This window comes from Wansuia hejianensis (genome assembly GCF_014337215.1).
Lineage (GTDB): Bacteria > Bacillota > Clostridia > Lachnospirales > Lachnospiraceae > Scatomonas > Scatomonas hejianensis.
In genome coordinates this window covers 422459-437112 of the sequence record NZ_CP060635.1, presented here as the reverse complement: position 1 = coordinate 437112, position 14654 = coordinate 422459, and the positions used below count along the sequence as shown (strand labels likewise).

Genomic DNA, 14654 nt, shown 5'->3' with positions numbered 1-14654 from the left:
ACGGATTCTAGGGAATTTGCAAGAGGTTTTGGCGTGTTTCTTTAGAAAATTCTGGATTTATGGGGAAGGTGCCATGATTTTAGATACCCGGACGAAAGCCGTGGGAGCGGGCGCACCCCACTCTCACGGCTTTCTGGTTACCGTAAACAATGCTCACGTTTTCTCCGAAAGGCACCGTCCCGGCTGTTTAAGAACTAACTCCATGACTGCTCTTAATAGTATCCGTATTCTTCCACTACCTCCCGGTACACGTCGATTCTGCTCTCTTCTGCTCCCGGCGGCACCTGGTCGCCCGCTGCGGCTATGAGGGCCGTGGACTGCTTGGACAGTTCCACCCAATCGATGCATGCCTGGCGGAATACCTCCATCGGCACGTCTTCATACCACAGATTAGGCGCAACTCCTCCGGACAAAATCAATTGATCTCCTGCCTCAGCGCGAATTTCCGCCGGAGTCAGATCCCCCATCGGGCTGGGTGTGATCGCATCCACGCCGTCCGCCCCGGCTTCCCGAACATAGGTCACGGCGCCTCTCAGCCAGCCGTCTACGTGAAGGGTCAGCTTCTTACCGTGTTCATGGACGATCTGGCTGAACTGCTTGTAGAAGTCCATGGACCATTCTCTGAAGAAGGAAGGCGGCTGGATCGAGGAATGGAAATTGTCCCCTCCTATGATAACTTCACAGGGAATATCCCTGGCGATTCCCCGGATGATGTCCAGCTTGGAACTATTGATCGCGTCCACCGCCTCGTGCATCGTATCAGGATAATCAGCTGTATTGTAAATGGTGTTCTCTATCCCCATCCAGTAGCCCAGGAACTCTCCCATGGCACTGTAGCTCATCGGGCAGTAGACAACTCCGTCATCACCCACATAATCCACCCATTTTTCATAATTGCCTGTAGGACCCATATATTTCTGGTGGCTCAGGGCATATGCCAGAACTCTTATTTCATCCTCCGTGTTTACTTCTCTCACTGTAGGTGCCCAGGAATAGCTGACAGGCTCCCAGACACGGACCCTCTCCACCGTCCCATAGGGCGTTTCATATTTCCAGTGAATCTCCGGGATTCCGCCGTGGGTTTCCTTCCAGACATGATACTGTACCGTGTCGTCACAGGCTACTTTAAAAAAACTGGCCTGGTTCGGGATATAAAATCCTGCCTTTTTGGAACGGTTATAATCAATCATCTCATACTCCGGAATGGAATAATCCCCGAACAGTTCCCATCTCTTCTGGAATTTGTGATAATAATAATGGGACAAATCCAGCATATACGGAACCCTGTCCGGAACTTCCCCCTGAAATACCTTTAGAATCCTTTCCCTCTCAGTCATTTTCCCCATAACTTTCCCTCCGCTTTTTCTTTCATGATCTCACCGGCTTTCCGCGAGCAGGACAGGGCGTCCTCCGTATAATAATCCGCTCCGATCTGATCCGCAAAGCTCTGGCTGACAGGACAGCCGCCTACCATGACGGCATACTTTTCCCTCAACCCTCTCTCTTTGAGACGGCTGATTACCTTCTCCATGGCAGTCCGGGTGGTCGTCAGAAGGGCTGAAATGCAGATGATATCCGCCTGTACCGCCTCCGCCCGGTCGATAAACAGATCCGCCGGGGCGTCTGATCCCACATCTTCCACCAAGAATCCGGAAGCCCTCATCATCGTGCTGACCAGATCCTTGCCGATATCATGGACATCCCCTTCGATCGTTCCCACAACCACCCGCCCGGCCGGGTTCTCCTCCTGCTTTTCCAACCTCGGCTTCAGCTCCGCAAGCCCGAATTTAAAGGCTCTCGCCGCCAGAAGAGTCTCCGGTACAAAAAAATCTTTTCCTCTGAATCTCTCACTGATAGCCAGAATCCCGGGCAGCAACCCCTTCTCCAGTATTTCCCCCGCGTCGCCGGAGGCCTCCAGAGCTTCTCTGACAAGCCTCTGTGTCTCAGGGGCACGGCCGCCTCTGACCATCTCTGAAATTTTATCAATGAGACAAATTTTACTGTCCTCCATTTCTTCTGCCTCTCTTCTGCCTTTGAAGTCCGGTATATCTTCATTATAAGAATTTCCCGGAATTTCTCTGGTATTTATTTTAGATTTCTTGTATTTATTTCACATTTCACTTATAATATTATTAAAAAAACCAAGGGGGTCTTTCATGGAAACTTTTCTATACACCCTCATCGACCAGGCTCAGCTTTCAGAAAGCCTGGAAGCCTTTTTTGTGTGTTCCGGGCTCCCGATGCGGCTTCTGGACCATCAGGGGGAGGTGCTTCTTCAGTTCGGGGAAGACAGCAGCTACTGCCGCCTCTATGAGAATCACTTCCCTCCGGGCGACACCTGTCCGGAACATCATATCAGAGCCGCCGCAAGGGCACAGAATCTGGGAGAACCTTATCTTTTCGCCTGCCATGCCGGTCTCAATCATCTGGTATTCCCGCTGATTCACCGGGCCTCTCTGCTGGGGGCCGTCCTGGCCGGCCCCTTTCTGATGCACGAACCGGATGTGTTGCTTTTCCAGGGTGTAACCGCGAAATATCCGCTGCCGCGCATCCAGGCCACACAGCTGCCGGCGGCGGCCGGAGAACTCCCCGTCATCCCTCCGGAAAAAGTAACACAGCTCTCCCACCTGCTCCTGCACCTGCTGCGGAGCCTGATTCTGGACAGCCGCCAGCAGCAGGTGGCCAACCAGGAAAAACTCCATCAGCAGTCGCTGATCCATGAGTCAATTCAGGCATATAAATTTACCGCTCTCCCTGCCCTCACCTATCCGGCGGATACGGAGAAGGAGCTTTTAACGTGTCTGAAAACAGGTAATCTGAAAGAAGCAGAGCAACAGCTAAACCGCCTCCTGGGATTCCTTCTTCTGGAAGAAGGCAACCGTCTGCAGACTCTCCGTAACCGGGCGCTGGAGCTCTGTACCCTCATGTCCCGCTCTGCTTTGGAGGGCGGCGCTGACTCTTCATTGATCCTTCCGCTGAACAGCCGGTATCTGGAACTTCTCCTGGGAGACACCACTATGGAAAATATCTGCCATCACCTGTCTGAAATACTGAAGGCCTATATGGAATGTATGTTCAGCCATATCTCCGGAAAGAACAGTGGGCTCATGAAAAAAGCCATTGCCTTTCTGGTAAAAAACTATCCCTCGCCTATCACCTTACAGGATGCCGCCGAAGAAGTCCACCTGAATCCGTCCTATTTTTCATCTTTATTCCGCCGTACCACCGGCCTGCCCTTCCGTTCCTATCTGAACAAGGTGCGGATCGAGGAAGCCAAGCGACTGCTCTCCAGCACAGATTACCCTCTGCTGGATATCGCCATTGCCGTCGGCTTTGAAGATCCCAGCTACTTTACAAAGGTGTTTAAAAAATATACGGGGGTCCCTCCCAGCCAGTTCCGCTGATAGGCGCCCCCGTAAAGCTTATTCCCCGCTCTCCGGCACAAAGAACCAGTTAAGCCTGTTCCCGTTTTCCGCCAGATTATTGTACTGCAGGCATTCATATTCCCATTCTTTATCCAGGATCTCAGGCTCTCCGTCATTCCAGGAATGGAATTTACCTTCTGTATCCATATATCCCAGATGATTCAGAGCCGGAATCTCTTCCATGAGGTCCTGAAGGTAATAATTATAATCCGCCATCTCCAGACCTGTCTGCTCCATCATCATCGTTCCCAGATAATTCGTGCTGGTCAGCACGTCTGTTGCCTCATCTATGTCATAGTTCGCCCATATGAAGAACGGTGTGGCGAAATACATCTGCTGCTCATCCAGCGTCAGATCATCATAAGCTTTCCCGGAAATAGCTTCTGTAAATTCATCCGGTAGATCCGGATAATGATCTCCAAACATGACAATCAGCGTAGGCTCTTCATAATCCTTGAAATATTCAATCAGATATTCCAGCGCCTCGTCGCTGTCCCTTTCCAGTGAAAGGAACTGGTTAACCGCGCTGTCATCGTAACCCTCCACTTCCACATCAGATTTATACGCCCTGTTGGTATACCCCCCGTGGTTCTGCATGGTCACATCAAAAAGAAAAAATGGCTGGTCACTGCTCTCTTTATTATTAATCACTTCGATGATCTTCTCATAATTCGCTTTATCACTGATATGTCCCCGGATTCTCTCCGCACTGCTGTCAAAATCGTCGATCGTATAGAATTCATTAAAGTCCAGAAGACGGTACGCCGTGGTGCGCTTCCAGTTGCTTCCCTTATTGGGATGCATGGCCGCCGTCTCATACCCCTGGGCTTCAAGAGTTGTCACCAGAGAATACTGATCATGGGTAAAATAACTCACATAAGGAACCATCCCCGGGAAGCGCTTCACGGAATTGCCGGTCAGGAATTCGTATTCCGTCTTCGCCGTGCCGCCCCCGCGTATGCAGACCAGCGTACTGCCTTTAATCGTGTTCTCTTCCATCGAATCATAATAAGGCATCACTTCTAAATTCGTCTTCAAGTCACCGACCATCCGGTAATCCGCCCAGGATTCGTTCATGATCGCAATGATATTCACAGGCTTCGTCTTGCCGTTCCCGCCATTGCCATCTGTCCCGTTCTGTTCCTCAACAGATTTTTCTGCAATTTTTTCCGCCCCTTCCACCGAATATCCATCCGGCGGGGTCAGCCGCATATACTTGGCTACGCAGAAAAATCCAACTGTCGTCCCATATTCCCTGTACGTCTTGATCGGCGCCCAGAGATCCGTAAGAATTCCAAGCCCGCCGTTCCAGTTCACATTCAGATAAAAGAAATAAGAGGCAAACATAAAGCCTGCCACACCGATCCTGATCCCCAGCCTGCCCAGCCGCTTCCTGGCCAGAACCCAGTCCGGGAGATGCATATAAATGCCGATCAGGCACAAACTCAAAGGAACTACTACCGCAATCGCCCTGGTGACTTCAAACTGATAGCTTCCCGCCACTGCCAGAGCCGTGCCCAGGCTGAAAAAGTCAATGAGCTGCAGCGGTTCCCCCCTGCACAGGAAAACAAAATAAAAGATCAGGCTCATCACTGTAAAGAGAATGCTGACCGCCAGCATCGTTCTTCGGAAAGAATTCAGCCAGAAAAGAAAAATCAGGCTGATAATAAAAATCCCCAGAACATTCAGCGCCATATATCCGAACTTCATCTCACCCAGAAGCTCATTGTTCACATATTCCATGGCGAAAAACGCATACACAGAATTGCCAAACAACGCCAGGAAATGCCAGATCTTAATCCGCCCCTTGTCCTCCTTCTTCTCCGGAGCCTCCTGTCTGACCCAGCGCCGGGTACAAAACCACGCTGAAAATCCAATCGCTGCCAGGACGCCTGCAAAAACCAGGCGGTAAATCGCCACTTTTTTCGGATCGTCCCCTGCCACCGCAGAATAATGCATAATTAAGAAAACAAGCGCCACGCACCAGTAGACCAGCCATATCACAAAATGTCGTTTTCCTCTGGCATCCTGCAATTTCTCCTTCAATTGTTTCATCATGAATATAAACCTTTCCCGTCTTCCTACTTTTAGTGCCGGACAGTAAGCCTGTCCTAATCAGGTAAACATACATAATCTATTGTAAACACTTTACATGGATTTTGCAAATGAATTTTCTGTGTCCATCGCAGTGACACTTTCTGTGTATCTGGGTGAAGAGTTTTAGATCAACCAGGAAGGCTGGCGGGAGGCGGGGTATCCCCCCCTCACCCTCACCGACCATTTGGAACCAATCCCCTGAAATACAGAAAGGACAAAGCCTTAAATGCTTTGTCCCTTCCATGTGTATAGAGTAGTAATGGGTTACCAAAAATTGATTTAATCACATTATAGTGCATATAGGCCTTCTCGTAAATCCATCAAAACAATTGACTTTTCGCCATTTACACACTACAATGTGTAGTGTGTAGTAAATCCGGGAGGGAATCATTATGAAACTTAATACAGATGTAATTTATTACCATCTATTGCAAAAACATCACTTGGAATATAAAAAGGCCTTAACGCCAGAAGAAGAGCTGGGAAGGCCCCGTTATTATGACGGTTCAGGCAATCGGGAGGGATTTCTTTATCTGTTATCCGAACCTGAGGAAGAACCCATTGATCCGGGGACTTATCTCTGTTATAAAAAACCGGCGATGAAGGACCCAGACGCAACCACTCTCTTTCTGCTTTCCTCCAGGGAAGACCCGCGGGAAGTCTATAATGAGCTGCAGAATATTTATGACTATTATGACGAATGGGAGAATTCCTGCCTGCAAATTGTTGAGAAGTACCAGGATTACCGCAGCCTGGTCCGCCAGACCTATCAATGCTTCCATCTTCCGGTCTGCCTGGTAGACAACCAGTTCTCGATTGTTGCCTCTGAGCATGAAGAGAATTCACCCTTTGCCCTTTTTGAAGATGACGGCCAGATCAACCTGGATACGGTCAATGATATCATTTCCAATCCTCATATGCGGAACCTGGAGACAACCAGAGGGATATTTGATTTTGATTATGACCGGAATTATAAGCTGTATAACTTCCGTTCTGGCGGGAAATACTGCGGACGTCTGATCATGGGCATACAGGATGCCGGGTTTGCAGACAGAGACAGCCTGATTCTGGCTAAATTGGCAGAGTTTATTGAACTGCTGCTTCACCGGTTCGGCTCTTTTCAGTTTACCTCCTCCGTGCAGACCTACCTGCATTCCTTTCTCGTGGACAGCCTGGCAGGAAAGGTGCCTCATTCCCGTGAGATTAACAGGCTCAACCAGAATACCGGATGGTCTGAAGAGCATACTTATCTGATGGTCTATTATCTGCCGGAACACCGTCTGAAGAAGGAGCTGTATCCCCCCTATCTGATTTCACAGGTGGAGGAACGGTGGCGCGGGACCTGTGCTGTGGAAAACCAGGGCAATGTAGTCATGCTTCTGAACCTCTCCATGTATGGCATCGATAAACTTCCTGATTTTTATCAGTCCCTGGCCTACCTGGTCCGGGACGGGCTGATGATTGCAGGCTGCAGCCGGACCTTTACAGGGCTGCGGGAGCTGAATATCTACTTCAAGCAGGCCGTCTATGCCATTGAATTCGGCAAAAAAAAAGACAGCACACGCTGGTATTTCCGGTTTAATGACTACGGGCTGGAATACCTGCTGAACTATGGGACGGGTATTTTTAAACCAGAACAGGTCTGTCACCCGGCCCTGCTCCAGCTGAGGAAGCATGACCAGATAAAACAGACCAGCTATTATCTCACATTATTCACTTATTTTGAGCAGCAGTTTAATATGTCCCAGGCCGCCAACCAGCTTTACATCCACCGGAGCACCTTCATCAACCGGATGGAACGGATACAGGAGCTGACCCGCTTAAACCTGGACGACTATGACACCCGTCTTTATCTGGAGCTGTCCTTCCGCCTTCTGCAGGAACCAGAAGAAGAATTCACCTTTCAATTGTATGTATGAACAAGCCGCTGCGCAGCTTTGGTTCAAACCAGGTGGATTTGGGCGGCATCAGAAGATCGGCGTCCGCTACGCTGAACAGTTCCCCGATCGAAGTGGGATACATGGCAAATGCGGCCGCGCAGTCCACACCGCAGCGGCGTTCCAGCTCTCCGAGGCCGCGGATTCCGCCGACGAAATCTATCCTGCGGTCAGTTTTGGGATCAGTGATTCCCCAGACAGGCTCCAGCACTTCCCGCTGCAGATATGCCACATCCAAAGCGCCCACCGGATCCGTCAGGCAGTGTTCCGGCCGGACGTTTAACCGGTACCATACGGAATCCAGATACAGCCCCATCTCGCCTTTTTTCTCTGGACGGCATGGGGTTTTCTCTGATTTTTCCAGGATAAATGCCTTCTCCAGCTTCTGAAGCAGTTCTTCCGGCGTATTCCCGTTCAGATCCTTCAGCACACGGTTATAATCCAGAATCATCAGCTCGTCATCCGGAAACAGTACGGACAGAAAATAGTTAAATTCCTCCTGTCCGGTATAGCCGGGCTTTTCCTCCCGCCTTTTCAGAGAAACAGCCACGGCGGAAGCAGCCCGGTGATGCCCATCAGCAATATAGGTATGCTCCATAACCCCGAATTGCTCCGTCAGCCTGGAAATCTCCTCCTCACCGTCAATCACCCACACCCTGTGGCCTATTCCGTCTTCTGACTGAAAATCGGCTGCCGCCGGCCGTTCCTTTACCTGATTCAGCAGCTGCTTTACCGTCTCGCTGGCCCGGTACGCCAGGAAAATCGGCCCGGTCTGGGCGCTGCAGACGTCTACATGGCGAATCCGGTCCTCTTCCTTCTCCTTCCTGGTATTTTCGTGCTTTTTGATCACACCCTTCAGATAGTCGTCCACCGCCGAACAGGCCACAAGCCCCGTCTGCGCGCGACCGTCCATCGTCAGCTCATAGATATAATAGCAGGGCCTCTCATCCTGGACAAAAATCCCTTCCTCCGTCATTTCCCGAAGCATCTCATCTGCTTTTTCGTAGACACAGGGCGCATACATATCCTGCCCCTCCGGAAACTGCGTTTCCGGCCTGTCAATCCTTAAGAAAGACAGTTTGTCGCCGGCTACCTTCACTCTCGCTTCCTCACGGCTGTATACATCGTAGGGGAGATCCGCTACCTTTGACGCCTTCTCCTCAGTAGGCCTCAGAGCCCGAAATGGCCGTATTTCTGCCATAAAATTACCTCCTCATATAAGACTTACCCGCCTGAATCAAAGCTTCCACCGCTCCGGGAACCTTCTTTCTGTTCCTGATCAGGCTCTTTATCATACGCATCCGTTTCCGGTATTTCCGAACCGATTGTATCATGCTGTTCATAAAACCTCCAAACACGCGCAAAGAGGCTGCCTCAAAATGCAGACATTTCAGACCGGCGTTTTGCGGCAACCTCGCTCATTCATCAACCTGTTATTTTACAATACGCACCCGTAATACTCCGTCAATGGCTTCCAGAGCCTTTACCATATCTTCATTGGCAGGAGACTCCAGATCAATAAGAGTATAGGCATAATTTGCCTTACTCTTATTGGTCATGTCGGAAATGTTCACACCTGCTTCACCGATCACCTTCGTAAACTGGCTGATCATGTTGACGATATTCCTGTGATTGATAGCGATCCGGCCCTCGGCGCTGCACATGCCCATATCACAGTTGGGATAATTAACGGAGTTTTTGATATTGCCGTTCTCCAGATAATCTCTGATTTCTTTAACCGCCATGATCGCGCAGTTATCCTCTGCTTCCTCCGTGGAGGCGCCCAGATGCGGAGTAATCAGGGTGCCAGGCACTCCGGCGACGGTCGGATTGGCAAAATCCGTCACATATTTCTTCACCTTACCGGATCTCAGCGCCTCTACCAGCGCGGCCTCATCCACCAGAGTATCCCTGGCAAAATTCAGGATGACAACCCCCTCCTTCATCAGAGAAATTGCATCCCTGCTGATCATTCCCTTCGTGCTCTCCAAAAGCGGGACATGGATGGTGATATAATCGCAATCGCTGTAAATATCATTCACATCCTGTATATGATGGATCGTCCTTGACAGATTCCAGGCGGCATCCACGGAAATATACGGATCATATCCGTAAACGTCCATTCCCAGATGTGTCGCCGCATTGGCCACCAGCTGCCCGATGGCTCCCAGGCCTATAATGCCCAGCTTCTTGCCGCTGATCTCACATCCTGCGAACTTCTTCTTCTGCTTCTCGGCCAGTTTGCCTACTTCCGGGTTATCTTCCTGGCTCTTGACCCATTCCACGCCTCCCACAATGTCACGGGAAGCCAGCAGCATGCCTGCCAGAACCAGCTCCTTAACGCCGTTGGCGTTGGCGCCCGGCGTATTAAACACTACGATACCGTGTTCCGCGCACAGCTCCAGAGGAATATTGTTGACGCCGGCGCCGGCCCTTGCCACAGCGACCAGCTTATCCGGAAGCTCCATATCATGCATCTTCGCGCTTCTGACGAGAACCGCGTCCGCTTCTTCCAGATGATCCGTCTTTTCATAATCTGCGCTAAAATTCCTGAGGCCTATTTCGGCAATTGGATTCAAACAGCTATACTGAAACATCACACATTCTCCTCTTCAAATTTTTTCATAAATGCAACCAGAGCTTCTACGCCTTCCAAAGGCATCGCATTATAAATGCTGGCGCGCATGCCGCCCACCGTCCGGTGTCCTTTCAGATTCTCAAATCCCGCTGCCTTGGATTCCTTCACGAACTTAGCGTCCAGCTCCTCGCTGCCTGTTACAAAAGGCACATTCATCAGAGAACGGTCCTCCTTCACGACAGTGCCGCGGAACAGATTGCTGGAATCCAGATAATCATAGAGGATCCTGGCTTTTTTCTCATTTCTTTCTTTCATTGCGGAAAGACCGCCCATCTTCTTCAGCCATTTAAAGACTTTGCCGCAGATATAGATGCAGTAGCAGTTCGGCGTGTTGTACAGGGATGAAGCGTCGGCCTGTGTCTTAAATTTCATCATCGTTGGGGTTCCCGGCAGCACATCGTCAGTGATCAGGTCATCGCGCACAATGGAAATAACCATTCCCGCAGGCCCGATATTCTTCTGCACGCCGCCATAGACAATGCCGTACTTCTCGATGTCCATCGGCTCCGACAGGAAGCAGGAGGAAACGTCCGCAACCAGAAGCTTTCCCTTGGTATTCGGAAGCGTCTTGTATTTGGTTCCGTAGATCGTATTATTCTCGCAGATATAGACGTAATCCGCGTCCGGGCTGATCGGAAGGTCTGAGCAATCCGGAATATAGGAATAGGTTTTATCCTCAGAAGAGGCAATTTTGTTGGCAGTTCCGTATTTCTGCGCTTCCTGCCATGCTTTCTTCGCCCACTGTCCTGTAACGATATAATCTGCCACTCTGTTTTTCATCAGATTCATCGGAATCTGTGCGAACTGGAGGGAAGCGCCTCCCTGCAGGAAAAGCACTTTATAATTAGAAGGAATGTTCAGCAGCTCTCTCAAATCTGCTTCTGCTTCCTGGATAATTTCATCAAACATTTTGGAACGATGGCTCATCTCCATAACGGACATGCCGCAGCCTCTGTAGTCCAGCATTTCCTCCTGAGCCTCTTTTAATACTTCTTCCGGTAATACTGCCGGACCAGCCGAGAAATTATATACTCTGCTCACTGTTCTATCCTCCTGTTTATGCACACAAAATTTCCGTCAGCTATCATGACCCCTTGCTTTGCAAATTCCGGAAATTTTCTAATTATAAATGACACGCTAATCATAACTCTTTTGTTATTTTCTTGTCAACAATTCTTTTTGGCAAGGTCGCTTTCATCAAATACTTCGCTGTTTGCCACGCCTGCCGGCACCATCGGGAACACCTTGTCATCACAGTCTATCTGACAGTCTATCACAACCGGAGCGTTCAGAGCAATAGCCTTTTCCAGAGCTGGCCTCAGCTCCTCTCTGCGCGTCACGCGGATGCCCGTAGCTCCCATGGCTTCAGCAATCTTCACGAAGTCTACCTGATCCTCCAGGATTGTATGGGAATACCTCTTTCCATAGAAAAGCGTCTGCCACTGGCGGACCATTCCCAGCACATGGTTATTAATCACAACCTCTATCACCGGAATATTGCTTCTCACCAATGTGGCAATTTCATTCATGTTCATGCGGAAACAGCCGTCCCCCGCCACGTTGATGACCGTTTTCTCGGGCCGGCCGCATTTCGCTCCCATAGCGGCCCCCAGGCCATAGCCCATGGTCCCCAGGCCGCCTGATGTGAGGAAAGTGCCCGGAGCCGTATAGTTATAATACTGGGCCGCCCACATCTGATGCTGGCCCACGTCTGTGCAGATGATCGCCTGCCCCTTCGTCGCACGGTATATCTCTTCTATCACAAACGGGCCAGTCAACCCATCCGGGCTATAAGCGAGCGGATAGGCTTCTTTCATTTTCATGATGTCTGAAACCCATTCTCCACCCTCCTTCTCGGCGACCATGGGAAGCAGCCGTTTCAATACCTCTTTGATATCACCGATGACGCTGCCAGAGACAATCACATTTTTGTTAATCTCCGCCGGGTCCACATCAATCTGAAGGATTTTTGCCTGTTCTGCGAAAGACTTCGGATTGCCCACATCCCGGTCTGAGAACCTGGCCCCCAGAACGATCAGCAGGTCGCAGGCATACATTCCCAGATTGGAGGTCTTGGTTCCGTGCATACCCAGCATCCCCGTATATAACCTGTCATCCCCAGGAAAAGCGCCTTTTCCCATGAGTGAATCGCAGACCGGCGCCTGAATCTTATGGGCCAGCGCGCGCACCTCCTCAGAAGCGCCAGAGATTACTGTACCTCCGCCCACGAACAGAAATGGCTTTTTGGACTGGTTAATCATCTCGGCCGCCCGGTTCAAATCTTTTTCTGTAATTCTATCAGTCTCCGGGACAATCTCTTCCGGTTTCTTATAAGTATATTCATAAGTCGCGGCGGTGACATCCTTCGTCACATCCACCAGCACAGGGCCGGGCCTGCCGCTCTTCGCAATCTTGAACGCCCGGCGCAGAGTATCGGCCAGGCGGTCGATGCTTTTCACAATCATGCTGTGTTTCGTGATGGGCATGGTGACGCCCGCAATATCAATTTCCTGAAAGCTGTCCTTGCCCAGAAGCGGCTTTCCCACATTAGCAGTGATCGCCACGACCGGTACGGAGTCCATATAAGCAGTAGCGATGCCGGTCACCAGATTGGTTGCCCCCGGACCGCTGGTCGCCAGACAGACACCCACCTTCCCGGTAGCTCTCGCATAACCGTCAGCCGCATGGGAAGCCCCCTGCTCATGGGAAGTCAGGATATGACGGATCTCCGGATGCTTATACAGCTCATCATAGACATTCAAAATCGTTCCGCCCGGATATCCGAAGACAGTATCTACACCTTGTTCCTTTAAACATTCAATGATAATCTCTGAACCATTTAACTGCATACGATCTGTTCTCCCTTCTTCCATATTCAGTCCGGAATCTCCAGCACCGCTCCCCGGTTGGCGCTGGTCACCATTCTGGCATAGCGCGCCAGATATCCGGTGGTAATATTCGGCTTTCTCGGCTTCCATTCCGCCTTCCGCCTCGCCAGCTCCTCGTCGGACACAGCCAGCTCCAGACGGCATTCAGGAATGTTAATCCGGATCGTATCTCCCTCTTCCACGAGTGCAATCGGCCCGCCCACAGCCGCCTCCGGGCTCACATGTCCGATAGAGGCCCCACGGGAAGCACCTGAAAAACGGCCGTCTGTGATCAGAGCCACGGAAGAACCCAGTCCCATCCCTGCAATGGCAGAAGTAGGGTTCAGCATCTCTCTCATGCCCGGACCGCCTTTAGGACCTTCATACCGGATGACCACAACATCTCCGGCCACAATTTTTCCGCCTTTGATCGCCGCAATCGCATCTTCCTCACAGTCGAACACCCGGGCAGGTCCTTCATGAACCATCATCTCCTCACAGACTGCGGAACGCTTTACGACTCCGGTATCAGGAGCCAGATTGCCCTTCAGGACGGCAATTCCGCCTGTTTTACTGTATGGATGATCCACTGTCCGGATAACCTCCGGATTCTTATTTTTCACGTCTTTTATATTTTCCCCTACAGTCTTTCCTGTCACGGTCATGCAGTCCAGATTCAGCAGGTTCAGCTTTGACAGCTCATTCATCACCGCATATACGCCGCCTGCCTCGTTCAAGTCTTCCATATAAGTGGGGCCTGCAGGCGCCAGGTGACAGAGGTTGGGGGTCTTCGCGCTCAGCTCATTGGCCATCTCAGGGCGGAGATCAAATTCCACCTCATGAGCGATTGCCGGAAGATGCAGCATGCTGTTGGTGGAACAGCCCAGGGCCATATCCACGGTCAGAGCATTCAGAAACGCTTCCTTGGTCATGATGTCCCGCGGACGGATGTTCCTGCGCAGCATCTCCATTACCTGCATTCCCGCATGCTTCGCCAACTTCAATCGTTCCGAATAGACTGCCGGTATCGTACCATTGCCCTGAAGTCCCATCCCCAGCACTTCCGTCAGGCAGTTCATGCTGTTGGCCGTATACATGCCGGAACAAGAACCACAGGTAGGACAGGTCTTGCACTCATATTCTTCCACATCCTCCGCAGTCATGATCCCGGCCGCATAAGATCCTACAGCCTCAAACATGGAGGACAGGCTTCTCTTCTGGCCTTTGACATGACCTGCCAGCATCGGTCCGCCGCTGACAAAGACAGTGGGGACATTGATCCTGGCCGCCGCCATCAGAAGGCCGGGAACATTCTTATCACAGTTCGGAACCATCACAAGAGCGTCGAACTGGTGTGCCAGAGCCATGGCTTCTGTAGAGTCTGCAATCAGGTCTCTGGTGACCAGGGAATATTTCATCCCAATATGACCCATGGCGATTCCATCGCAGACTGCTATGGCCGGAAATACTACGGGAGTTCCGCCGGCCATGGCCACACCCATCTTGACAGCTTCCGTTATCTTATCCAGGTTCATATGGCCTGGCACAATTTCATTATAGGAGCTGACAATCCCTACCAGAGGGCGCTCCATCTCTTCTTTTGTCATTCCAAGGGCATTGAAGAGGCTTCTGTGCGGAGCCTGCTGCATGCCTTTTCTTACCGCATCACTTTTCATTCTTCTGTTCTCCT

At 50.9% G+C, this 14654-nt stretch carries 11 protein-coding genes; 2 read left to right on the top strand and 9 right to left on the bottom strand.

The window, feature by feature from the left end:
* Positions 1–212: 212 nt before the first annotated feature.
* Both H9Q79_RS02060 and H9Q79_RS02055 read right to left on the bottom strand, forming a co-directional pair.
* Positions 213–1346, bottom strand: a complete 1134-nt coding sequence (locus H9Q79_RS02060) for a uroporphyrinogen decarboxylase family protein (protein ID WP_249329101.1) — start codon at positions 1344–1346, stop codon at positions 213–215.
* A complete protein-coding gene (locus tag H9Q79_RS02055; RefSeq protein ID WP_249329100.1) occupies positions 1334–2011 on the bottom strand; it encodes a cobalamin B12-binding domain-containing protein in 678 nt (225 codons plus the stop codon). The genes H9Q79_RS02060 and H9Q79_RS02055 overlap by 13 nt, the downstream gene beginning before the upstream one ends.
* Before the next feature lie 145 nt (positions 2012–2156).
* Here H9Q79_RS02055 and H9Q79_RS02050 point away from each other — a divergent pair, with 145 nt between their 5' ends.
* Complete coding sequence (locus H9Q79_RS02050; protein ID WP_249329099.1) at positions 2157–3404, top strand: helix-turn-helix domain-containing protein; 1248 nt, start codon at positions 2157–2159, stop codon at positions 3402–3404.
* Positions 3405–3422: 18 nt separating this feature from the next.
* On the opposite strand, the gene H9Q79_RS02045 is transcribed toward H9Q79_RS02050, so the two are convergent.
* A complete protein-coding gene (locus H9Q79_RS02045) occupies positions 3423–5483 on the bottom strand; it encodes an LTA synthase family protein (RefSeq protein WP_118642432.1) in 2061 nt (686 codons plus the stop codon).
* Between the two features lie 431 nt (positions 5484–5914).
* Between H9Q79_RS02045 and H9Q79_RS02040 the strand changes: the two genes are divergently transcribed.
* Positions 5915–7441 carry a PucR family transcriptional regulator gene (locus tag H9Q79_RS02040; RefSeq protein WP_118642434.1) on the top strand — a complete coding sequence of 509 codons (1527 nt, stop codon included), beginning with the start codon at positions 5915–5917 and terminating at the stop codon, positions 7439–7441.
* On the opposite strand, the gene H9Q79_RS02035 is transcribed toward H9Q79_RS02040, so the two are convergent.
* The 6 genes from H9Q79_RS02035 to ilvD form a co-directional block, all read right to left on the bottom strand.
* Positions 7419–8660: a DUF1015 domain-containing protein gene (locus H9Q79_RS02035; protein ID WP_249329098.1), complete on the bottom strand. Its 1242-nt coding sequence runs from the start codon at positions 8658–8660 to the stop codon at positions 7419–7421. The two genes, H9Q79_RS02040 and H9Q79_RS02035, sit on opposite strands and share 23 nt — an antisense overlap.
* Before the next feature lie 4 nt (positions 8661–8664).
* Positions 8665–8802: a hypothetical protein gene (locus H9Q79_RS02030; protein WP_249329097.1), complete on the bottom strand. Its 138-nt coding sequence runs from the start codon at positions 8800–8802 to the stop codon at positions 8665–8667.
* Between the two features lie 90 nt (positions 8803–8892).
* Entirely contained in the window at positions 8893–10056 is a 1164-nt protein-coding gene (locus tag H9Q79_RS02025; RefSeq protein ID WP_249329096.1) for a phosphoglycerate dehydrogenase, read from the bottom strand.
* Positions 10056–11138, bottom strand: coding sequence for a 3-phosphoserine/phosphohydroxythreonine transaminase (gene serC, locus H9Q79_RS02020; protein WP_118642436.1), 1083 nt, complete (start codon positions 11136–11138; stop codon positions 10056–10058). The genes H9Q79_RS02025 and serC overlap by 1 nt, the downstream gene beginning before the upstream one ends.
* A gap of 125 nt (positions 11139–11263) precedes the next feature.
* Positions 11264–12946: a biosynthetic-type acetolactate synthase large subunit gene (gene ilvB / locus H9Q79_RS02015; protein WP_249329095.1), complete on the bottom strand. Its 1683-nt coding sequence runs from the start codon at positions 12944–12946 to the stop codon at positions 11264–11266.
* 26 nt (positions 12947–12972) lie between these two features.
* Positions 12973–14640 (bottom strand): dihydroxy-acid dehydratase, encoded by a 1668-nt coding sequence (ilvD, locus tag H9Q79_RS02010; RefSeq protein ID WP_249329094.1) that lies wholly within the window; start codon positions 14638–14640, stop codon positions 12973–12975.
* Positions 14641–14654: the final 14 nt, after the last annotated feature.